A 23,235-nucleotide genomic window follows, 5' to 3' on the forward strand; every position below is an offset into this window, starting at 1 on the left:
CTATTTAACGCAAATAAATAGCAATTTCATATTGTTGTGATTTAATGCGGCATACGATCGTAAGCGAGTGCAACACATGCTCACGTATCGGTAGTTAATCACACAGGGAACCACACATGCTCAAAACACTTTTTGTCATTTTAACTTTATTCAGTAGCGCGGTATGTGCGCAGAAGGTGTCAACTGTCTTAATTTCGATTGATGGCTTTCGATGGGATTATATCGAAAAACATGATGCCAAAAATATCGCAAAGCTCGCCAGCACCGGTGTTCGCGCTACAAAGATGTGGCCGCAATATCCAAGTAAAACGTTCCCAAATCACCTTTCTATTGTCACAGGTTTAAAGCCTCTCAACCATGGTATCGTCGATAATTACTTTTGTGATAAGCAGCGTGAAGCTTGTTATAAAATGGGGATGGGTAAAGTCGATAGTACTTGGATAGCAGGGATCCCCCTCTGGAATTTGGTTAAAATGCACGGGCACAAATCAGCAGCTTACTTTTGGCCAGAATCAGACGCGAGGGTAAATGGCATGACACCTGATTATTACTACCATTACTCAAAAAAAGCGGATTATAAAAATCGTCTCAATCAGATCCATAATTGGTTAAAACTTCCAAAAGCGCAAAGGCCCTTATTTGTGGCCAGCTATTTCTCTTTAGTAGACAGTAAAGGACACGAGTTTGGACCTGATCACGACGAAACTAAAAAAGCGGTGCAATATGTTGATTCGCTTATAGGCGATTTCGTCAATGAACTCGCTAAAGACGATATTAAAATCAATTTGGTGTTGGTCTCAGATCATGGGATGGCCGAAGTCTTGCCTGAAAAGTCAGTTTTCATTGATGAGTTAGAGATACCAAAAGGGTGGATGATTAAAAATAGTGGCACCCGTTTGTCCCTATACTCCTATCATGATAAGAATTTAGATATCTCAGTATTAGAGGAAAAACTAAAGGATAAAGCTAAAGGGCGCTTCGAGGTGCTCTCAAAGTCACGAAAAATACAATTGCACGGAGGCACCTCACCTCGTATTGGCGATATTATCTTGCAAGCCAAAGCACCTATTGTATTTATGCAGCAAGGGAAACATAGCTATTATGGAACCCATGGCTATGAGATTACAGACGATATGGCTGCCTTTTTTGTTGCACAAGGACCTGCTTTTAAATCTGGCGTTTCTGTTAAACAAGCAAGTAATTTAGAGGTGTATCCGACACTTGCCCACATAATGGGATTAAAGCCCCTTAATCAGCTTGATAGTAAAGGTGAGAACTTACTCAAGTTAGTCAGGCAGTAGTCGCCTACTTTGTCGCTGAAACAATTAAGGAATACGAGCTAATCCTCAGCTCGTATTCTAGCTATCACGTTAATTTTACAGCTATTGTCCAAAGGTAGATTACCGTCTTAGCTGCGTTAAAAATGTTCAACCGCTTAATATAGCTAACCTGAACCACGGAGAATTAATACCGTTCTAGCAGCAAGTTTTAGCACTGGCAGCGTCAGATTTACTCCTTCAAATTGAGTAAGTATTAAGTCAAGTTGGTATTAGCTTTGCCTACAGCATCTAGGCACATTAGCGAGGGCAGGGCGCGAAGCGACTTCACCCTAAAACGCTCTAGCTGGACAAGGGAAAAATTAAGTTATGGCTTAGTACTGATGAGTTAGAAGACCTCTTATCCGTACATAAGGTGAGCTAGTATCATTTCGATTTTTTTGAGGTTGGAGGGCTTGGCTTTTTATTTGAAAATTGCATCAAACGACGCCCTAATGCGAAGACCACATAAACTAAAACCAAGGAATTAAGGACAATCAATGTATCTTTATCTGTCACAAACATCCAAATTGCCGCCAATGCCAAGCAAGCAAAAGTAAAATGGCCGACTAACGGGTTCGTTTTCTTTTTTTTCATCAGGGGTTCGCTGTATTCATGTTCAGAATATTTTACACCCTATAATGACGACAATTCCAACAATCCGTTAAGAAAACTAAATATTTTTAGCTAACTGGTTATAATGCAAGCATACATCTTTTAGCAAACAGATAAGCTATTGCTCAGATCATAGTTTGATATAGATTAACTGTATCACTCATTTGAATAGCTAAAATGTCATGGACGTACATTAAAGAGAACTTTTAGTGGTACAAATAAATAAAACAACACACTGGCTAGATCTTAAAAAGTTGATACTTATCCTCGCGTCACTTTGCATATTTACCTCACTATTAAACGCCTTGTTTTCCAGTTATCAAGTACAAAAGCAGGTGATGGTAACTGACACGTTGGAAGCGAACCGTGCATACGCTACCAAGCTGGCAGATGTGACAGACCTTTTTTTACAATCTGTTTTGATGCAATTAAAGGCCTCAAGTAATGTGATTGCCCAAAATCTGAATAATAGTGCACAGATCGATAACGAGTTAAAACAAATGCTGGTACGCACCAATAGCTTCGACTCTGTTGTCCTCGTTAGTGCTAGTGGCAAAATAATTGGCGCACAACCAAGCTCTCTGGGGATCACCGGAACGATGCTAAAGAATGAGGTAGAAACCTCGCCGCTTCGTAAACAGACTCCCTATATAGTAGGCCCATTTATTTCACCCGCAGGCAACTTAATGGTTAGCCCAACTCATCCCATATTTGATAACAATGGCAACTATTTAGGCTTTATCGCCGCTGGGATTTACCTCAAAGGCGATAATATTTTAGGTAAATTACTCTCAAATCATCACCACCAAGATAAAACCTATGTTTATGTAACAGGGCCTAATGGCAAGCTTATTTATCATCACGACGATCATCGTATTGGCCAGGATGTCACTGCAAATGAGGTCGTAACTTCATTGACTCGAAAAGGTTCAGGCGCAAACCAGATTATCAATACACAGGGGGTTGAAATGTTGGCTGGATATGCTTCTGTTGAAACTAGCGGGTGGGGAGTTGTAGCTCAGCGTCCTCTCGCGGTTACGATGTCGCAGCTTTCTGACACCATGAGCCATGTACTAAAAACCACTGTTCCATTTACAGTATTTTTGCTTATCTGCGTATTGGGGTTTGGAGGACTAATAGCCAAACCACTATGGCGATTGGCTAAATTATCAGAGCAGGTACAAGATGGGCGTAACATCGACTTCCCGCACGTAGCCACTTGGTATTATGAAGCTACATGGTTATATCAGGCTATGCACGGCAGTGTTAAACATCTAGGAGCGCAAGTACAGCGTTTTGATGATGAACGAAAGCAAGACCAATTAACCCTCTTATTTAACCGCCGCGGGATGGAAAAATGGCTCGAAACAGCATACGAACAGGCGACCCCATTTAGTATTATTGCCCTAGATATTGACCACTTTAAACGCGTGAATGACACCTTTGGCCATCATATTGGCGACACCGTCATTCAAAAACTCGCAGAATTGATGCGTCGCAATGCCAGAGAGCAAGACCATTTATGTCGAAGTGGTGGGGAAGAATTTCTCATGTTTCTGCCTCATGTTGAGATCAGTCAAGCAACCAAAATTGCCGAACGGTTACGTCACTGTACTGAAACCACCGTATTTGCTGATGCCGGACATATTACTATCTCTTTAGGCGTATCACATTGGCCGACATGCTCTGAGGATTTACATCATGCGTTAAAACTTGCTGACAGAAGTTTATATCAAGCCAAAGCTAACGGTAGAAATAGAGTTGAGCAGGCTGTTTTAGCTAATCACAATGCCGCCTAATTTAAAATCTACTATTAAAAAGTGAAATATGCTCCGAATATCGGTAAGATGCTGAGCAATATTATCGTTACCTTTTTGGAGCTGTACTTTCCATGGCAAAAACATTGAAAGTTCCTCATACCTTAGTGTTACTTTTGGGTATGATGCTTATTGCACTAATATCTACTTGGGTTATCCCTCAAGGCTTTTTTGATACTGCGACTACAGAGTCAGGTCGACAAGTTGTATTACCTGGTACTTACCATATTGCACAAGAATCTGTACAACTCACCCCTTGGGACTTGTTAAAAGCAATTCCCCGTGCTTTTGCAGCAGCGCAAGATGTAATCTTCTTTGTAATGATTGTGGGTGGTGTACTTGCCATAGCTCGTGCAACTGGCACAGTAGACGCATTAATTGGAAGGTTATTGGAAAAACATGGAGATAAGCCGCAAAAGCTTATTTTTATGGTTGTGTTTTGCTTTGCTATTGCTTCGAGTGCGATTGGTACCGCTGGCGAGTATATCCCATTTGTACTTATTCTCGTTGCGCTTTGTAAAGCAATGAAACTTGATGCAATGACGGCTGTGGGCATGATAATTGCCGGTTATGGTATAGGTTATGGCGTCTCAGCGTTTAATCCGTTTACCGTGTTAATTGCACAACAAATTGCCGAGGTTCCTGTTTATTCAGGTATTTGGCTGCGCTTCGCTATTTTTGTTCCTTTTGTATTGATCGGCTTTCATCATGTCTGGAGCTACACTAAAAAAGTTCAATTAGATCCAAACGCTTCGATGATGAAAGATGTTCCGTGTCCGTTAGCTGGACAAACACAACCTAGTTACCCACAGCTTAACGGCAGACACCAAGCCGTGCTTGCTACATTTATCATCACTCTTGTATGCGCGGTTTGGGGCATAGCAACGCAAGGCTGGTATCTTTATGAGCTAGGCGGATTGTTTATTGCTTGGGGTATCATTATTTCTATTTTAGGTAAACTTTCAGCTGATGAAGCTGCAAACCGCTTTATCGAAGGCGTTTCTGATCTTGTCACAACCGCTGTATTAATTGGTGTTGCCCGTGGTATTGCTTTAATTCTGGAAGACGGCCAAATCCTTCATACTATAGTGAATGGGTTATCGACACCTCTGTCTTACGTTGCAGCTGAAATTTCTGCAGTCGGGATGCTACTTATCCAAACATTGTTAAACATGTTTATTCCTTCTGGATCAGGACAAGCCTACGTGACTATGCCATTGATGGTACCTGTTGGTGACTTAGTTGGTGTGCCTAGACAAGTTGCCGTATTAGCCTATCAATTTGGTGATGGCTTCTCTAACATGATAGTGCCAACTAATGCCGTACTTATGGGTATTTTAGGAATGGCTGGCGTCCCGTATACACACTGGTTTAGATTTTGTTTACCATTGATGGCTAAGTTAATGTTTGCTGCGGCTACTGTTTTAGTGCTTGCAGTCATGTTTGGCTATGGACTTGATGTACAGCCACAGTTAGTTAGCTAATTCCAAAAGTAAATCAGGTAATGCAAGCTGCATTACCTGATCCTACAGTCAGCTTGCTCATCGCAAGTGATATTTTTCCAAACACCTTCTTCAAATAACATTTTCAGCGATTTCTTCATATCAACTGGCTTAATGAAGAGAGCTATTTTAGGCATGAAAATCTTGGCGATAACTCCGCTACCGTACCCTGCTATCGCCAAAGTACCTAGCTCAGTAGGCAAGGCAAAAATTTTGCTACTTAGTTGCTCTAAATAAGAAGTTTTTGACGCAGGTGGCGTCAAATTTACTTCTTCAAATTGAGCAACTATTAGGGTTATTTGGTATTACACGGCTGGCGCTAAAAGGCCTAACCCCTTGCAAGCAAAGCACACTAATATACAGCTCGCGCCTGATATACTAAAAACGAGCACAAGCATTAAGACTAGATGATAGAAGTATAACGTCATTAAAAACCTAAAATTTTAAGGCAAACATAAGCCACTTAAAGCAAATTTATTGATCTGCATTTATATTGTCTGTAGTTTTATAAGCTACTATTACCTACTAAACAAAAAAAGTTGCCGCTATCTTTAGCCAAACAGAATGTTATGAATTTAACCTTTAGCCAATTTTACAATTTGACTTCTACTTCCCAACGGTATCAATTTGCATTGAACCAACTGCATCAACTGTTTGATGCGGATCATTGTTTTGTAGGCAAGTTTATTGATGACGATACCCGTGTAAAAACACTAATGTATCTACAAAAAGGTGAAGAAGTTGACAATATTATCTACGACCTTGAGGGTACACCGTGCTCGGATGCTAAAGCCAGTAGTGATGTCTGCAACGTAACATGTGGCCTACAACAGCTATATGAACAAGATGATATTCTCCGTGTACTTTGTATTGAAGGGTATCTTGGCGTTACCTTGCGAGCACTAGATCATAAACCTATTGGTATTTTGGTCTGTATGTTTAATAAAGAAAAGGTAATAACAACGGAGCAGAAAGAGTGGTTTCAAGAACTTGGCCACCTAATAGCGACTGAGCTAAGCCATAACATCGAATTGACCAAACAAGGGCTGCTCCTTAAACAACTAGCTAAGGGCGAACAAATTGCAAACTTATCGACTTGGACATGGCAACTTAAACAGAATAAACATTACTTTTCCACGCACCTAAATCACCTATTAAAATCTCATACAACAGCTCCTACATTGTCGTTGCTATTAGAGAAATTAACACCTGAGGATAGTGAGCGGGTCAAAAACGCATTAAACAAGGTAAAGTCTGGTGAAATAAGGTATGTGGATTTACAAGTCTCATTAACAACGCGTGATGACCATAGTGGTTTACTGCGAATTATTGGTCAGGTTGAAAATGACCCGCATCATGGTGACGAATTGGCGTTTACCGCGACAATCCAAGATATTAGTTATATATCTTCGCTCAATAAGCAACTTGAATTAACCAACGTTGTATTTGAACATGCAACAGAAGCCATTATGATCACCAATAGCAAAAATAAGATCATTATGGTAAACCGCGCATTCGAAAGACTAACTGGTTACACCGGCTATGAATTAATAGGTCAAGATCCAGCAGTATTGTCATCTGGAAAGCAGGATAAAGCTTTTTATGAGTCAATGTGGTCATCGCTTTATACACATGGCCACTGGAAAGGTGAAATTCAAAACCGCCGCAAAAATGGCCAAATTTATCCAGAAGAGCTGACACTGAGTGTAGTAAAAGATGAACGCGGTGAAATAGCCAACTATGTCGGAATATTCCGAGATATTACCGAATGGAAGCGGAACGAGTCACAACTTACTTTTTATGCTAATCATGAACCACTTACGGCCTTACTAAATCGTCGTAGCTTTATGCAGCGTTTAGAGGAGAAAATTTCTGGTTCTAGAAGCAATAACACAAGTTGCTCATTATTATTTATTGGACTCGATAGATTTAAAGAAGTCAACGACGTATTTGGTCCCGAAATTGGAGACAAGGTTCTTATATCAGTCGCAAAGAGGCTCAAAAATGCCGTGCGGCAAAATGATATTATCGCAAGATATGGCGGTGATGAGTTTGCATTATTACTTAGCCATAGTGATGTAGAGAGTGCATTAAAAGTTGCTGAAAAGTTATCACAAAAATTATCTCAACCATATGTATTTAGTGAAATAACAATAGAATTGACTTGCTCAACAGGCGTAGCGCAACTTGAGGCTGGCTCTCGGATCACCGCAGCTAACTTGCTAAGAAATGCAGCACATGCACTCAACAGTGTGAAAAAAACAGAGCGAGGTCAAGTTGCACTCCATAATGCCACCATACAAAATGCTTATCTGAACAAAATAAAACTCAAAGATAGATTGAAACAAGCATTGAAAGAGAAAACGCTTACTGTCTACTATCAACCTATCGTGAACGCAGATACTCATCATATTACCAAGTTTGAAGCGCTTGTTCGCTGGTTTGATGATGAGTATGGAATGGTATCGCCAGGCACGTTTATCCCCATCGCGGAAGAGTTTGGACTGATACACTTAGTTGGTCAATTTGTGCTCGAAAAAAGCTGCCAAGATTTAGCGCAGATCCATAAAGCAGGCTTTTCGGATGTGGGAATTTCAATCAACCGCTCGGTAAGTGAATTTAAAGCCAGTATTAATCAAGTAAAGTTAATCACCAGTGCCATTGAAAATGCTCAAATCCCCTATGATTCAATCACGATTGAAGTGACAGAATCTCTGGCAACAAACCGCTATACTTGGAGAACATTAAATGAGTTGAGAAAGCATGGAGTAAAAGTATCACTTGATGACTTTTGCACCGGTTACTCTTCTTTAAGTAACTTGATTGAAAACCAAGTGGATTATCTAAAAATTGATAAGAGCTTTGTCGACAGCTTGATGTCGGATTTAAACAAGCAAGTTATGATAGATTGCCTGATCAAACTTAGTGACAAGTTAGGTATTGACGTCATAGCTGAAGGTGTGGAGCACCTAAGCCAACTGGAGAAATTACGAGAGCTAGGCTGTCACCACATACAAGGGTTTTTCTACAGTCCGGCAAAGCCAATCGAAGCATGTTTAACACTCTTACAAACCAATGCTTTTGTTGAATTTGCTGGTGCAGAGCGTGAAACAGCAGCTGAACGATAAATGAGGTGTTGTTAGCTGCTCTTCATTAGGGTAATACGCTGCTTTTAAATAAAGAAATACCGTGTATCCGCCCAATAATCAATAACGAGTCTACACTGATACCACAACGTCAACATGACACAACGCGGTTATACTAAGCCTGAAATTTTTATGTATTCAATCTGTTAATTAATACCAATTTGACTTAATATTTGTTCAATTTGAAGGAGTAAATCTGACGCTAACATCGTTAAAAATTGCTTATTTAGAACAAATAAATAGCAAACTTGCCTACAGGAAGTAGGTACCTTGGCGGTAGCGGGGCTATCGACAAGGTTTTCTCGCCTCAAAATAGACCTCTTAATTAAGAAAATTGGTATAACAGACAAACTCGATGACTTTAACACCGAGCTTGCGCCACATGGTTTTGATCTTATATCCGTTTTGGAGTAATCGATAGTCTGGATTGGGAATATAATATAGAAGCGCCAGTGAGGATAGGGGATTTACCTCATCGGTAAATCCTCTGGTTAATTGCAACTGTTCTAAAGTAGCGGTTTAATAAGCGCCGTGATTGCTTTGATATGATCATCACGATCATTAAGCGCTGGAATGTAGCGGTATTTGTCACCACCTGATGACTCAAAAACCTCTCTGTTCTCAACTTCAAGTTCTTCCAGTGTTTCTAAACAATCAGCACTAAAAGCGGGACTCAATATTGCCACATCTTTTACTCCTTGACTTGGAAGGCTTTCTAACGTTTTGTCAGTATATGGCTGCAACCATTCTGCCTTACCAAAGCGACTCTGGAACGTAGTTATCACTTTATCTTTGTCTAACGCCAGCTTTTCAACCACAAGGCGAGTCGTTTGTTGGCAAAAACAGTGATACGGATCGCCCCTATCTAAGAATAGCTTCGGAGTACCGTGATATGAAAATACCAATTTTTCTGGCTCTCCATGCACTTCTAAATCTTCTTTAATAGAGTTCGCCAGTGATTCTATGTACAGAGGGTGTTTGTGATACCCATTTATGAAGTGTAGCTCGGGAACCCAACGCCATCCTCGCAAGACTTTAGACACCTGATCAAAGGTTGAACCCGTTGTGGCGCTGGAATATTGTGGATATAGCGGTACGATAATAATTCGAGTCACACCTTTATTTCGCAGCTTTTCCAAGCCGGATTCTATGGAAGGGTTTCCATAACGCATCGCCAGTTCGACTTCTATATCGTTAAAGCCTTCATCACGAAGTTGCTTCTCGATCTTAGCAGTTTGGGCTTTACTAATGGTGATGAGCGGTGAGCCTTCGTCGGTCCAAATAGACTGGTAGGCGTGGGCTGATTTCTTTGGACGAACCCGAAGGATGATTCCGTGCAAAATCATCAGCCAAATCAACCTTGGAATTTCAACGATGCGTGGATCAGAGAGAAACTCAGCAAGATAGACCCTAAGGGCTTTTGCAGTAGGTGCATCAGGGCTACCTAAGTTGGTTATCAAAATCCCTGTTTTGGAGTTAAATCTACCTTCATGTGGGTTATCAGTAATTGCTGAAAAGCGAGACACCAAACGCTCCTTAGGTTATTATTCAAGTGCTATTATTTTACAAGAAAGCTTGTACGTGAGTAAGCCCAATTTAGATCTAAACTCGATCAAATCAATTTGCGCCGCGAAATCTCTCACACTATAGTTGTAATTATCGTTAATTAATCCCTTCTCTATTGCTATTCAGTGTGTGAGGGCGTATTTTCCTGCATTCACAAAAGGAAAATAAAATATCTGTAGTTTTGGAATATTTAAATGAGAACCAACCACCCAATAACTCAAAGAGAAAAAACGTTTTCTCGTGACGTAAAACTGATTTCTGTCACTGACCTAAAAGGCAATATTATTGACTGTAATCAAGCACTTATCGACATTAGCGGCTTTTCGCGTGACGAGTTAATTGGTCAGCCTCACAATCTTGTTCGCCATCCAGATATGCCGCCTATTGCTTTTGCTACAATGTGGAAGCAGCTTAAAACTGGTAAGCCGTGGATGGGGATCGTAAAAAACAGATGTAAAAATGGCGATCATTATTGGGTAGACGCGTACGTGACTCCAATCACTGAAAATGGCCAAATTGTTGGTTATGAGTCAGTGAGAAGCTGCCCTGATAGGTCAACTGTTGAACGTGCAAGCCAGCTATATAGCAGCGTAAACAGTAACAAAAGCGGTGGCATAGGCCTGCCGAAACTACGGATCATCTGGCCTGTTTTCAACATTATCTCATCATTATTGCTGTGGTATTTTGTTTCCGAGTCCGCCGGATTCTTCTGGCTAATGGCAAATATGCTCGGATACTCAGCTTATGCAACTTGGCGCGATAAAGAGCAACTAAAGCGCTTAGAGTCTGAGCTTGCTCATAGCTTTTGCGACGAAATTTCACAACAAGTTTACTCCACTTGGGATGGCACGATGGCGTCTATCCAAGTACGCTTAAAAAGCGAACGCGCCCATCTTGACACTATCCTTACCAGAGTAGAGCATGCCGCGCAAAACGTTTCAAAAGGTGCACATACTGCCAGTAACGAAGCACAAGCAACCTACGCAGACCTACAAAAGCAACAATCTGAAACCGAGCTTGTAGCAACAGCAATGAATGAAATGACTACAACTATTAATGATGTCTCAAATAGCGTTCAGCTGAGCGCCAAAGATGCACAAAATTCATTGGAGTTGACGTCTCAGACAGAGCAAATCGCCAACAAAACCAAAGTCGCATTTAGCGACCTGAGTAACACAATCTCGGATATTCGCAGCTCCGTTGAAGGCGTTTCTAAACAAACTGATAAAATAGCGGCAGCCGCACAAATTATCGAACAAATTGCAGAGCAGACGAATTTGTTGGCACTAAATGCCGCCATCGAAGCTGCAAGAGCAGGAGAGCAAGGTAGGGGCTTTGCCGTAGTCGCAGACGAGGTAAGGCATCTAGCACAGCGTACTCAAGAGTCAACAAAAGAGATCCACGCTATCATCGAAGAGCTAACTAGCAGCACACAAGCATCTGTTAATATCGCTCAACAAGGTCAGGAAGAATCTCTTCACGGTATTGATCAGCTGAACCAAAGTACTGACATGCTTCAGCAAATTACTCAAGCTGTAATACAGATAAGTGATATGTCCATGCAAATTGCAACATCAGTTGAACAGCAAGCAACCGTATCAGACGATATTAACCAACAGGTAGTCAATATTGCTCAACTTGCAAATAATAGTCTAGATAGTGCAGATAAAGTGCATCAAGAAAGTAAAGATTTAGAGTCAATTGCAAAAGAGATGCACGAATTAATTGTACGATTCAAGCGTAATTAACCGTGATAATATGAACATCCATATGCCACACATTAAGTAATGTGTGGCATTTTGTTACGCTAATTTAACCTCTGAGTAAGTATTCCTCTTCGTTTTTCCCGTAGCCATACCTGTTGTAACACTCGTAGAAACAGTAGGTTAGACACCATTTTTAATTTTTTGTAGCAGCAGATCTAGATTGTATTGATAAGGCTATATTTTTCGTTTTAGCCCAGATTTTGCTCGCTCTTTAATATTGGTTTGAATATAAATTTGGTCTGTAGTTGCAATTTTTGCATGCCCAAGATCTTCTGATAGGTGCTTAAGCGGGCGATGCTGTGCGTCGTGAGTCGCACCAGTGTGCCTCAACCAATGTGATGTTGCGGCTTGTAATTGCTCTGATTCTTCTGTGAATCCATCCTCTTTTAACTTATCTACTGCCAAATCAAAGCTCTGCTGAACTATACGGCGTAATTGGCGAACATTCATACCACCTTGTCCGCGTAACTTATGGATAATCGGATATGGCTCATCAACACGTGGGAGGGCACTTAAACCTCGATAGTGGCGATAGCGTTTTAAGTAACCAATAAAATCTTCGCTTAATGTCACGTCTCGCAACTTATTACCTTTACCCATGATCCTGAGATACCAAAAGTCATCTTGATCTTGCCAAAAGTGGCTCATAACAGGAGACCAATGAGGGCGATCTGACAGTTCAGAAATACGTAAATATAAACCTTTTAAACACGCAAGAACGAAAAGGTTTCGCTCTAAATCCGGCTGTTGCTCACATAAGTCACGGGTGACTCCGAATACGTATTCCCACTGTAGATCACTCAATGTGTCGGGAAGGTTTATTTGTGACTGTACAACCAAGTAGGGACTATTTTTCTTTACCACAGGAACAAAATTGGTGAATGATTTTTCCTCCAAAATTGCAAACTTATAAAACACGTTAAGTGCCGTAAACATTGCAGCCAATGTCTGTTGGCTCGCACCATTTTCTTTTAGAACAAAAGGGCGCCAATTCTCATTAACTCTACGGATCCCTTGGTCTTGTTTGTAGCGCCATTGAACAGAAGTTTGCGTCCATGCTTTGTCCGGCTCAACAACAAAATCAACATATGCTTCAACATCTTCACGTTTTAAATCAAATACAGACTTTTGTGCTATCAGCCATGACCACAAATAAAAACGCTCAAGCTCATTACGGAACCGATTAAAAGTAGCCTCTGATTTACGACCGTAAACATATAAAAACTGAAATAGAAACTGCAGTTCCGCTTCAACAGGCAAAGATTTATTATGCACGACTAAGAATTTAGCCAACTCTGGATATTCATGTGCTAACGTATTATCTTCTAGATGCGCGATTTGATACCTAAGTTGCTTAAAAGTATCGACTAAAGGCAGAACCATAAAAAGTCCGATATTGGTTAGTATTGGACATATTATAGTAACGATAACACGCTTAATGCAACCCAAAAAAACAACCCATAATTTACGTTATGTTAAATAGATGAATATGAGGCATTTTTCCTTCTACTGTTCGCAACGCGCGCTGTATTCTTATTATCTTGGTAGATAACTTGGGTTCACCCACCTCGTTTACCAATGTACGAACACCCATTCTTAGTTACAACTTCATCAAAACATTTTCTAACAGGTATAATCTTCTCGCCTTGGTCAATAGGGGTTACCACTGAACTACATAAATCATCTAAAAGCTGTGTTTTTGTTGCACTTGCTTTTGTAAACACCCGAGTATGAATGTGCCCCACGAGATCCTTGTGTGATTTTGTAGAAATTTGGATTATTTGCTTTAGATGTAAATTGGCTTCATCAAACTTAATGAGTCGACCATACTGGGGTAAAATCTAGGCATGAACACTCTGCTTAAACTTGCTTAACAAGCTGTTGGTTTTGTTTTTTGAACCTTGGCTTGAACCTAAGAAAAAGCTGAACATTCTAGCAAGAGCTTTCGCTAAAATATTTCAAATCTTACGCGGTCAGACATCACACATGTTATGGGAAGTGGGCTGTGTGGCCACAACGTTTCAATGCTACCATATATTTCAACACCTTAGAGTGAACGTTCATTTATAAAAAAGCGAGGGACTCCCCTCGCCTTTATTTTAACGCTGCTGCATTAATGATTATTCGCAATTAGCGACATAGGTTAAATCGTTAATATGCTCCGGTGCGTCCATGACATAAGTCGCTTCGCCTGTATTGGCATCTAGCGTATAAAGTTTTGCATCCTCACCTTTGTTACGCCCTGATACATATAATGTGCCATCGCTACTCACTGCAAGACCCGAAGCCCAATTTACGCCATGCTCACCCACTAAGTCTAACGTCATGGCTCCTTTGTCAAGCACATACAAGGCTTTGCCTGTTAACACATAAATTAGATTCGTGTCAGCTGAGTATGCAATATCGCCATGTGAGAAGTCATCACCTGCATAGCTTAATTTGCCTAGTACCGTTTTTGCACCACTTTGTAAGTCAAACTCGTACAAGTACGTTTTACTGCTTGAAAGGAGCTTTGTACCATCTGGGGTAACCGCTGAGCGGTAAATCGGCCAAGAAACGGTATTGGCTGCGAGCGTTTGCTCGGCGCTATCTAGCGAAACTTTCCACAGTGATGAAGCTTTGGTCGTACCGTTAGTCTGCTCCATAAAATATAGCTCACCGTTGTGCGCCGCGATGTTAGAGGCAGTGTTATCAACGCCTTCTACGTATGAATATGTACCACCACTGATATCAAAGTGATAAACATAACTATTGCTTTGTTCGCCGAAGTTGTTTATCCCATAAACACCTACTTTACAACCCGTCGTTGGTGCTGGTGTCTGTACTTCTTCTGTCACAACAACGTTGTCGAGTAACGCACCTAAAGAGTCTGAACGACCCATTCCTTGAAACCTTAGTTGAGTAACCTCACTTGATGCAACGACCGTATATTCAAACTTCTGCCACCCTAATGTGTTGGCATTCATAGTAGTTAAAGTTGTATCTCCAAACCATACTCTGGCACGGTTTGTCGAATTATCTCCTTCAACCCTTGCTGAATAATAAAAACTTACTTTGTATTTGTTACCAGCAGTCGTCGCAAGATCTTGGTAGATGGTATAGTTGCCCGTCGAGTCGAGCTCAACGTGGTTACTGCCATCTTGCGAGTTTATAAAACTAATGGTTGATTTTTGAATTTCTAGCTGAGCACCAGCTATCGTCCATCCGTCAATCTCGTCCACTAACCCCCAAGTTCCTGTCAACACCGAGTTATTTTCAAACGACCCATTACTAACTAAGTTTGGCGAGCCTATTGTGGCAAAGGGTAAAATAATTAGCGCTGAGTATAATAGAGCTGTTCTCATAATAAATCTCCGTTAAAGTACCTGTATGTTGACTGCACAATACATGCCAACACAAACAATAAATAACTTAATATTTATCAAAAGCTTATGCTATTTATTTGTATCTTTTCTCTTGAAGTTTCATGTTTATTTGCAGAATGCAATTACGGATTTTCATTTTACGAAAAGTGGTTTTTTAGCGCATGCACATCCTATATCAATATTGAATAGACCAATGGAGCAAAGTTATTCATACCGGCAAGAGAATAAAACGTAATAGATCAACATTCTTTTAGTAGGTGTGTCGTATCGGTTACTGCTCTGACGTAAAAACAAAAAAGCGAGGGACTCCCCTCGCCTTTATTTTAACGCTGCTGCATTAATGGTTATTGGCAATTAGCGACATAGGTTAAATCGTTAATATGCTCCGGTGCGTCCATGACATAAGTCGCTTCGCCTGTATTGGCATCTAGCGTATAAAGTTTTGCATCCTCACCTTTGTTACGCCCTGATACATATAATGTGCCATCGCTACTCACTGCAAGACCCGAAGCCCAATTTACGCCATGCTCACCCACTAAGTCTAACGTCATGGCTCCTTTGTCAAGCACATACAAGGCTTTGCCTGTTAACACATAAATTAGATTCGTGTCAGCTGAGTATGCAATATCGCCATGTGAGAAGTCATCACCTGCATAGCTTAATTTGCCTAGTACCGTTTTTGCACCACTTTGTAAGTCAAACTCGTACAAGTACGTTTTACTGCTTGAAAGGAGCTTTGTACCATCTGGGGTAACCGCTGAGCGGTAAATCGGCCAAGAAACGGTATTGGCTGCGAGCGTTTGCTCGGCGCTATCTAGCGAAACTTTCCACAGTGATGAAGCTTTGGTCGTACCGTTAGTCTGCTCCATAAAATATAGCTCACCGTTGTGCGCCGCGATGTTAGAGGCAGTGTTATCAACGCCTTCTACGTATGAATACGTACCACCACTGATATCAAAGTGATAAACATAACTATTGCTTTGTTCGCCGAAGTTGTTTATGCCATAAACACCCACTTTACAACCCGTCGTTGGTGCTGGTGTCTGTACTTCTTCTGTCACAACAACGTTGTCGAGTAATGCACCATAAGAATCAGAAGTACCAACTCCTTGAAATTTGAGTTGTGTTGAGCTTGATGTCGCCTCTACAGTAAACTCGTATTTTGACCATCCTCGTGTCGTCGCATTCATTGTTGCCAGCGTATTTTCGCCAAACCAAGCGCGTGCAAGATTTGTTGAGCTATTATCTACAACACGAGCCGAGTAATAAAAGCTCACTTTGTATTTTCTACCAGCTGTAGTCGGTATGTCTTGATAAATCGTGTAATTAGCCGTTGAATCAAGCTCTAAATACTGATCCCCGTCTTGTGGGTTAATGATACCAAGACTTTGCTTTTGGATCTCGAACCTTGCTCCGTCTCGACTCCAGCCCTGTAAGTCATTAAACAAAGCCCAATTGCCAGAAATACTACCTGATGTTTCAAATGAACCATTGATGACTAAATTATCAGCAGCATTGGCTGACCCAACTGCTAACAACATCGCACCTGCAATAACGCTTAATTTCATACCTACTCCAAACCACAAGCCGAATTTGTAAATTAAATGTTTACAAAAATCAAAACAACATACTACCATTGTCGTATTTTTCTACTCCATGGTCAATGAGCAATCAAAAAACCAGACTTATTCATTTATTTAATCCATTTCCACTCATAAAAAACAATACTTTTTAACTAGAGTGTTATGGGTGCGATTGAAAGTGACACTACCATTTCAAAGCATGCGTACATTAAACTCGGGGGTTGTTAAACATAGAAAGGGGGTCTTTAGTAATTTACCGTGCAGCTTCGTGTATTTTCTTGGTTACAATAATGAAAGTCTAAATAGTAGCTGTCTTGTGATGGCATTTCTCCCAATTTAATGGCGTGATACAGCAGCTCAGCTCCCTTGCGACCCATTTCAAACGGATTTTGACCAATGTTTATTGTGGACAAGCGGTTTTCTAAGGCTCTCAACTGTATTTCTTCAGTATCAGCCGAAATAATTACGGCTTTTTCGCTAATCACTTTTTCCCTGTACGGAGTCAACTTCGTTATATATTTTGGATGAAACTGAGCAAAACCTGCTACCGCTAAAAAAATAGGCGGTTTCTCATACTGAACTAGTGCCAATAGTTGGCTAAGAGCATCGTCACGCTTGCCCATCGTATATAGTGGGCAGCGCTCAAACTCAATCCAGCCATGCTCGCCTTTAAGTGGCTCTATACTTGAGTGCTCAGATAGTGCATACCTGACACCGTTCATTCGCTTATCTAGGTTTGGTGTTGAGTGGTGCCCTGTTTGTATGCAGATTTGTTGTGGCTCGCTAGACTTAAATGCTTTGGCGGCCTCACCTAACGCAACACCGAACGAAAAATTATCGGTACCTACATATGCGAGGCGATAACTTTTATGTGCTTCCAGTAAATCTGAATCAAAGGTTATTACTGGTATATTAAGCTGCTTTGCTTTTTTCAGTGAACGCGAAACCAAGAAGTCAGAATCAGTCGTGGAAATTAATAACCCATCTACTTTTTGCGATAATAAGTCATTTATCACTAAGCTTTGTGTTCTAAAGTCCTGATAATCATCAGCACCATCGTAAATACATCTCAAGCCAACATGACGACGTGCAAAATGAACACAGCCTTTGAAAGATTGCTCATAAAAGCTGTCGTTTTTAGTCTTACCAACGACAGCAATGGTTATGCTGGCGTACGCGTTCTGGCTCATAACTAATAGGCTTATCAAGCCTATTGCCATTACAATAAAACGCTGTACTTTATGAGTTAACTGCATGTTTCGAGTGGACTATTTTTAATCTCTACAGCAAGCATAACCGATATTTTAGACAACGCAACCCTCAATAAACCGGCATATAAAACAAGCAACAGGATGAACAATTAATGCAATGCCTAGGCTAGTCGCCCTACTCATCTAGAAGTACTTCAATAACGAACAATTCACAGGACGCTAAGCATTGCAGGTTTATTTTAATTATTGGCGTTCGTAAACTCTCTGTCTTTGGGTTTACTATCCAAATGCCCGCTATAGCGGGTTGCTATCAACGCCATCATGCTTATCAGTGCACCTACCCAAGCGGTATCTTGTAGTGACATGCTGTCAACAATCTGCCCCCCAAGAATAGATCCAAGTGCGATCCCTATGTTAAATGCCGCAATATTAAAACCTGACGCGACATCAACCGCCTTAGGAGAAACCTGCTGTGCCAATTGCACAACGTAGACCTGTAACCCAGGCACGTTACCAAAGGCAAAAGCTCCCCATAATACGACCGTTATTATCACACCGACTTTGGACTGCATAGTGAAGGTAAGCGCCAACAACACCAGGCTAAGCATGGTAAAAATAATGGTAAGCGCACTGACAGCACCCTTTTTATCAGCTAGTTTACCACCATAAATATTCCCGACCGCAACAGAAACGCCATACACTAGCATGACAAGACTTACCGCAGTAGAACTAAACCCAGCTTGTTGTTGTAATATGGGAGCCAGATAGGTAAAAGCGGTAAACGTGCCACCATACCCCAATATTGTGATTAAAAACACAAGGAGTAGCCTAGGCTGTGCAAGCACTTTTACTTGCTCTGAAAACCTTGCGGCAGGCGCTTTTTCAAGATTTTTAGGAATAAGCAATACGCAACCAACGAGCGCGATAAAACCAAGCCCAGCCACAATCAAGAACGTCGCCCGCCAGCCAAATATTTGCCCTACCCATGTACCTAACGGCACCCCGGTGACTAAAGCAACGGTCAGGCCTGTAAACATAATAGCAATTGCGCTAGCAGCGCTTTCTTTGGCCACTAAACTAGCTGCAATTGTCGCACCAATAGAGAAAAACACCCCATGTGCAAGCCCAGTTAGAACACGAGCAATAACTAACCTTTCATAACTTGGAGCTTGCCAAGCGATAAGGTTACCGAGAATAAACAGCACCATTAAACTGATAAGCAACCGCTTTCTCTCCCATGTGTTTGTAAGCGCAGTTAATAGTGGAGCGCCTATCGCTACGCCAATCGCGTAAAGGCTCACTAATAAACCTGCGCTGGGCAAAGACACGTTCAAATCAGCAGAAATGGTTGGGACTAACCCAACGATGACAAATTCAGTGGTTCCAATAGCGAATGCACTGAGGGTCAGTGCGAGTAAAGCAAACGGCATAGTGTACCTTTTGTGCCAAGATTAAATAGTTGCTGTAGTGTGCGTGAAGTTTTATTTGCCAAAAACAGTAAAAATGACAAAATACTTTTGTCAAAATTGAAAAGGTAACCCAATGGCTGTGAATTCAAAATCAGAAGATCTCGACGCTTTCGTTAGTGTGGTAGATACAGGAAGCTTCTCATCCGCTGCCAATTTGATGGATCAACAAGTTGCAAAAGTATCTAGAGCTGTAACCCGCTTAGAAAAGTCATTGAATGTAACGTTATTAAATCGTACCACGCGGCGTATCGAGTTAACTGAAGAAGGAACACTATTTTTGAACTATGCGCGCCAAGCGCTGAATACGCTTGCCCAAGGAGAAGAAGCGTTGCGGCTTCTGCGATTTTCCCCTGCAGGGAGGCTAAGAGTAGATGCTGCCAGTCCATTTGTGCTCCACCAGCTTACCCCTTTACTTAAAGGCTTTAATAATGCTTTTCCTGCAATTAATCTTGAAATTACCAGTCATGATAGCATTATTAATTTGCTGGAATACAAAACTGATATTGCAATTAGAATTGGCGATTTACCTGACTCTAACCTCCATGCTCGCCTATTAGGGCGCAGTAAATTACATCTAGTCGCAAGCCCTGACTATCTTGAAAAGCTTGAAAACCCAAAGAATGAGCCTCTTGAACTTGCTGATCATCGCTTAATTGGCTTTACTGATGCGCCGCATCTCAATCATTGGCCACTACACACACCACAACAACTAAAGTTTTCCATAAGTGCGTCGAGTGGCGAAACTGTGCGACAACTTTGTATTGCTGGCCACGGTATCGCACTTTTATCTCACTTTATGGTCTGTGACGATATACGTTCAGGTAAACTGGTTGAGGTATTTCACGAGCGCATTGTTTCACCTAATAGACGAGAAACAGTGCAAGCTGTTTACTATCAAAATAGTGCCGTCTCATCGAGGGTTTCTGCATTTTTAGATTACATTACCCCTAGACTGCAACTTTGATTATCAAATTAAACAAGTTACAAATTCAGTATGTACACTATAGATCAATCAATGTGTTTCATTTTAATCTACAATCACAGCTCGCTATGTGTTGAAAATACAACCGCGAGCCATGAAAGCCTATCGCTCAAAATCCCTATTGTAGAGACTAATTCTGTCACAGAGATAGTGTATGATGCCTAGCTCAATCCAAGGAGCATTATCGTGTCACAAATATTCTCATTTACTATCGTACTTACTTTTCTGATTTGCACATTTCATGCTTCAGCAACTTCCTTTTTAGCTTTTGGCGATATGCCATACACACAGGTAGACCATGAAATGCTGACATCAACAGGGGTGTTACATAAGTTAGCGAATGCGACTGAGCATGACTTTATCGTCCATGTTGGTGATATGAAGTCTGGCTCGCTTTCATGCACGAATGAATTACTGCGCAGCAATTATGCTCTGATTTCTAATGTGAGTAGCAAACCCTTTGTCTACACACCTGGGGACAATGATTGGACAGACTGCGATCGTGAAACACTCTCGCCAAGATATGATGAGCTAGAAAGGCTGAACTTTATTCGCGATAACTTTGCAGTCCAAAGCCCTCATTTGCCACAATTTAAGCGCCAACTCACTCTACCAGAAAATCAGGCATGGGTAGTTGATGATGTACAGTTTTTAACCTTGCATATCCCTGGTACCAATAACGGCCGTAGGCAGATTTTACTTTCAAATAAAAAAGTGGCGTACAAAGCATCCCAAAGTCGTGATGAAGAAAATATAAAATGGCTGAATAGCTTGCTATCTTCAACGCGTAAAGCGGCGGTTATATTCATGCAAGCCGACCTATATCAGTCACAAAAATACTCTGGACACTGTAACAAAACAACCAAAGCCAAGTGCGATGGCTATCAACTATATCGCGAAACATTTGCACAATATGCAGCAAGGCTTAGCTATCCACTATTGCTGATCCATGGCGATACCGGTGAATTTTGCTTTACTAAGCTTGCAAACAACCTGTGGCGGCTCAATGCACCGGGAGATTTTCAGTTTTTAGATATTGCAAAAATCACTGTTACTGACGACAAAAATAAGCCGTTTTCGGTTTCGGCATTACACTCAAAGGCAAAGGTTGCCAAATGTAAGGGGCTGTAAAGCCCCTTTACTGTATGAGTCTAAGGTTATAATAACAGCTCTTGTTGCTTACTATGGCTTTCAAACTGCTCTTGCTGCACAGTGTCTACAAAGACCCACTCACTTTCTATTTTCTCTTTGCTGATATTAAGTGTTAAGTAACCGCGCTGATGAATATTGGCATATTCAAGGTCATCTACTAACAATGTTAATACCTCAGCAAACTGTAACGCCTGCTCATCGCTCAATTGCAAATAGTGCTCAAGACCAGGAGAGCTCACCGAGGCCGTTGCATATTCATAGCCGCAAACCTCTCCCTTGGTATTACATAATTTACCTGACCACGCATTATGTGTGTCACCCGCAACAACGACTAGGTTTTTATTAGCGGCTTTTGCTGTCTGTAAAATAACTTCACGCTCAATCGGGTAGCCATCCCACGCATCAAGGTTGTACGGTGCAGTAAAATCTACTCGTGCTTTTTCTTGGACTGTTAGGGTCGGATCGCCCGCTAATAATCGTGTTTTTATTTGCGCAAGCTCAGATAGTTGTGCTGACATCTGCGCAGAAGGGTTTGCTAATGACATGAGTAACTCAGCAGGGATCATCATTTTGGTCATTAATACCTGCTGTCCCAGCACTTGCCATTTGGCAGATGAAGTTTTCATATTATCGGTTAACCACGTAAGCTGTTCGAGGCCTAACAGTTGTTGCGTCGGTGCAGTGAGATCAGCTTGAAATCCAGTTATATCAAGTTGACCGCTTAAGGGGTCAACATAGTTTTGGTAATCTAAAGATTTTGCTCGACTTTCGTGGCGTGTGTCTAGCATATAGAGTGATAGTAAATCACCAAATTCAAACTTTCGATACAAACTTTCTAATTGCCCTTTGACCATGGGGCGTACTGGCATCCACTCATAATACGCTTGTAGGGCAGCAAGCTTACGGTCAGAGTATTCTCCCTCACCTTCATTATGATTTTCAGCGCCATCTAAATAGGAGTCGTTACAAACTTCATGGTCATCCCACACTGCAATAAAAGGCGTATTAGCATGGAGTGCTTGTAAACCAGGATCAGTACGATACTTTGCGTACCTCAAACGATAATCATCTAACGAAATGATTTCTTCTGCATTATCGGACTCTAACCCTCTGCCCATTTGCATCGCATTATCAGTCGCGTAGCCGCCCATACCATATTCGTAAATATAATCACCTAAATGCAATACAGCGTCTAGGTCATTACGCTTTGCAGCTTCTGCGTAAACATGAAAGTACCCAGCAGGATAATTTGCACAAGACATAACCGCCAATTTAACTTGGTTTACGTCATTAACAGGTAAGGTTTTGCATCTACCGATTGGTGAATGGGTTTCTGTGGTCACAAAGCGGTAAAAGTATTGGCTATTTGCGCTTAGATCACTAAGATCGACCTTCACCGTATAATCGTTTTTCGCCTGTGCCACTAGCTGATGGCTTTGTAACAGCACCCCAAAATCCTGAGATTCAGAAACTTGCAAAGTGAGTGCAACACTACTTGGATTGCCTTGCGGCGTTACGCGAGTCCATAGGATAACTTTATCTGATAACGGGTCGCCACTGGCAACACCATGGTCAAACGCCACGGTAAAATCATTGCTTGCTATATCCTTACTACCACTACTGCCACATCCGGTTAGCGAAACACTCACGGTTGCTGCCCCAATGCCAATCAGTGCACTTTTGATAAAATCTCGACGGGTAAAACTTGCCATTATTCTCGTTCCTTAACTACACAGTGCACCTTA

At 41.3% G+C, this 23,235-nt stretch carries 15 protein-coding genes; 7 read left to right on the top strand and 8 right to left on the bottom strand.

Annotated features, from left to right (window positions below):
- The first annotated feature begins 116 nt into the window (after window positions 1-116).
- Window positions 117-1,301 (top strand): alkaline phosphatase family protein, encoded by a 1,185-nt coding sequence (locus tag J8Z24_RS16885; protein WP_176032273.1) that lies wholly within the window; start codon window positions 117-119, stop codon window positions 1,299-1,301.
- Window positions 1,302-1,703: 402 nt separating this feature from the next.
- Here J8Z24_RS16885 and J8Z24_RS16890 read toward each other — a convergent pair whose 3' ends face one another.
- Entirely contained in the window at window positions 1,704-1,913 is a 210-nt protein-coding gene (locus J8Z24_RS16890; protein WP_147390881.1) for a hypothetical protein, read from the bottom strand.
- A 227-nt stretch (window positions 1,914-2,140) separates the two neighbouring features.
- On the opposite strand from J8Z24_RS16890, the gene J8Z24_RS16895 reads away from it, so the two are divergent.
- From J8Z24_RS16895 to J8Z24_RS16905, 3 genes are all read left to right on the top strand, one after another.
- Window positions 2,141-3,730, top strand: coding sequence for a sensor domain-containing diguanylate cyclase (locus tag J8Z24_RS16895; protein ID WP_147390882.1), 1,590 nt, complete (start codon window positions 2,141-2,143; stop codon window positions 3,728-3,730).
- Between the two features lie 92 nt (window positions 3,731-3,822).
- Window positions 3,823-5,232: a YfcC family protein gene (locus J8Z24_RS16900; protein ID WP_128731515.1), complete on the top strand. Its 1,410-nt coding sequence runs from the start codon at window positions 3,823-3,825 to the stop codon at window positions 5,230-5,232.
- 587 nt (window positions 5,233-5,819) lie between these two features.
- Complete coding sequence (locus J8Z24_RS16905; RefSeq protein WP_252095806.1) at window positions 5,820-8,378, top strand: bifunctional diguanylate cyclase/phosphodiesterase; 2,559 nt, start codon at window positions 5,820-5,822, stop codon at window positions 8,376-8,378.
- Between the two features lie 524 nt (window positions 8,379-8,902).
- Here the strand turns inward: J8Z24_RS16905 and hemH are convergent.
- The gene (gene hemH / locus J8Z24_RS16910; RefSeq protein WP_125252947.1) at window positions 8,903-9,922 is read right to left on the bottom strand and encodes a ferrochelatase; all 1,020 of its coding nucleotides are present in this window, start codon (window positions 9,920-9,922) and stop codon (window positions 8,903-8,905) included.
- 234 nt (window positions 9,923-10,156) lie between these two features.
- Between hemH and J8Z24_RS16915 the strand changes: the two genes are divergently transcribed.
- Window positions 10,157-11,710: a methyl-accepting chemotaxis protein gene (locus tag J8Z24_RS16915; protein ID WP_125252948.1), complete on the top strand. Its 1,554-nt coding sequence runs from the start codon at window positions 10,157-10,159 to the stop codon at window positions 11,708-11,710.
- 192 nt (window positions 11,711-11,902) lie between these two features.
- Here the strand turns inward: J8Z24_RS16915 and J8Z24_RS16920 are convergent, their stop codons facing one another.
- The 5 genes from J8Z24_RS16920 to J8Z24_RS16940 form a co-directional block, all read right to left on the bottom strand.
- A complete protein-coding gene (locus J8Z24_RS16920; RefSeq protein WP_125252949.1) occupies window positions 11,903-13,111 on the bottom strand; it encodes a tyrosine-type recombinase/integrase in 1,209 nt (402 codons plus the stop codon).
- A gap of 737 nt (window positions 13,112-13,848) precedes the next feature.
- On the bottom strand, window positions 13,849-15,072 hold the full coding sequence (locus J8Z24_RS16925) for a DUF642 domain-containing protein (RefSeq protein ID WP_252095807.1): 1,224 nt from the start codon (window positions 15,070-15,072) through the stop codon (window positions 13,849-13,851).
- Window positions 15,073-15,437: 365 nt separating this feature from the next.
- Window positions 15,438-16,661 (bottom strand): DUF642 domain-containing protein, encoded by a 1,224-nt coding sequence (locus J8Z24_RS16930; protein WP_252095808.1) that lies wholly within the window; start codon window positions 16,659-16,661, stop codon window positions 15,438-15,440.
- A 260-nt stretch (window positions 16,662-16,921) separates the two neighbouring features.
- Window positions 16,922-17,866 (bottom strand): substrate-binding domain-containing protein, encoded by a 945-nt coding sequence (locus J8Z24_RS16935; protein ID WP_252095809.1) that lies wholly within the window; start codon window positions 17,864-17,866, stop codon window positions 16,922-16,924.
- Between the two features lie 260 nt (window positions 17,867-18,126).
- Window positions 18,127-19,317 (bottom strand): MFS transporter, encoded by a 1,191-nt coding sequence (locus J8Z24_RS16940; RefSeq protein ID WP_252095810.1) that lies wholly within the window; start codon window positions 19,315-19,317, stop codon window positions 18,127-18,129.
- A gap of 112 nt (window positions 19,318-19,429) precedes the next feature.
- Between J8Z24_RS16940 and J8Z24_RS16945 the strand changes: the two genes are divergently transcribed.
- Together J8Z24_RS16945 and J8Z24_RS16950 are read left to right on the top strand one after the other, a co-directional pair.
- Window positions 19,430-20,320 carry a LysR family transcriptional regulator gene (locus J8Z24_RS16945; protein ID WP_128732522.1) on the top strand — a complete coding sequence of 297 codons (891 nt, stop codon included), beginning with the start codon at window positions 19,430-19,432 and terminating at the stop codon, window positions 20,318-20,320.
- A 204-nt stretch (window positions 20,321-20,524) separates the two neighbouring features.
- Complete coding sequence (locus J8Z24_RS16950; RefSeq protein WP_176032215.1) at window positions 20,525-21,469, top strand: metallophosphoesterase; 945 nt, start codon at window positions 20,525-20,527, stop codon at window positions 21,467-21,469.
- A 26-nt stretch (window positions 21,470-21,495) separates the two neighbouring features.
- On the opposite strand, the gene J8Z24_RS16955 is transcribed toward J8Z24_RS16950, so the two are convergent.
- Window positions 21,496-23,202: an alkaline phosphatase D family protein gene (locus J8Z24_RS16955; protein WP_252095811.1), complete on the bottom strand. Its 1,707-nt coding sequence runs from the start codon at window positions 23,200-23,202 to the stop codon at window positions 21,496-21,498.
- Between the last annotated feature and the right edge of the window lie 33 nt (window positions 23,203-23,235).

Source organism: Pseudoalteromonas sp. SCSIO 43201 (assembly GCF_023716725.1).
GTDB lineage: Bacteria > Pseudomonadota > Gammaproteobacteria > Enterobacterales > Alteromonadaceae > Pseudoalteromonas > Pseudoalteromonas peptidolytica.

Excerpts from the sequence above, each read along its gene's own strand:
- J8Z24_RS16900 (WP_128731515.1), top strand. The coding sequence starts at position 3,823 with ATGGCAAAAACATTGAAAGTTCCTCATACCTTAGTGTTACTTTTGGGT.
- J8Z24_RS16945 (WP_128732522.1), top strand. The coding sequence starts at position 19,430 with ATGGCTGTGAATTCAAAATCAGAAGATCTCGACGCTTTCGTTAGTGTG.
- J8Z24_RS16930 (WP_252095808.1), bottom strand. The coding sequence starts at position 16,661 with ATGAAATTAAGCGTTATTGCAGGTGCGATGTTGTTAGCAGTTGGGTCA.
- J8Z24_RS16940 (WP_252095810.1), bottom strand. The coding sequence starts at position 19,317 with ATGCCGTTTGCTTTACTCGCACTGACCCTCAGTGCATTCGCTATTGGA.
- J8Z24_RS16920 (WP_125252949.1), bottom strand. The coding sequence starts at position 13,111 with ATGGTTCTGCCTTTAGTCGATACTTTTAAGCAACTTAGGTATCAAATC.
- J8Z24_RS16925 (WP_252095807.1), bottom strand. The coding sequence starts at position 15,072 with ATGAGAACAGCTCTATTATACTCAGCGCTAATTATTTTACCCTTTGCC.
- J8Z24_RS16890 (WP_147390881.1), bottom strand. The coding sequence starts at position 1,913 with ATGAAAAAAAAGAAAACGAACCCGTTAGTCGGCCATTTTACTTTTGCT.
- J8Z24_RS16935 (WP_252095809.1), bottom strand. The coding sequence starts at position 17,866 with ATGAGCCAGAACGCGTACGCCAGCATAACCATTGCTGTCGTTGGTAAG.
- J8Z24_RS16905 (WP_252095806.1), top strand. The coding sequence starts at position 5,820 with ATGAATTTAACCTTTAGCCAATTTTACAATTTGACTTCTACTTCCCAA.
- J8Z24_RS16955 (WP_252095811.1), bottom strand. The coding sequence starts at position 23,202 with ATGGCAAGTTTTACCCGTCGAGATTTTATCAAAAGTGCACTGATTGGC.
- J8Z24_RS16885 (WP_176032273.1), top strand. The coding sequence starts at position 117 with ATGCTCAAAACACTTTTTGTCATTTTAACTTTATTCAGTAGCGCGGTA.
- J8Z24_RS16915 (WP_125252948.1), top strand. The coding sequence starts at position 10,157 with ATGAGAACCAACCACCCAATAACTCAAAGAGAAAAAACGTTTTCTCGT.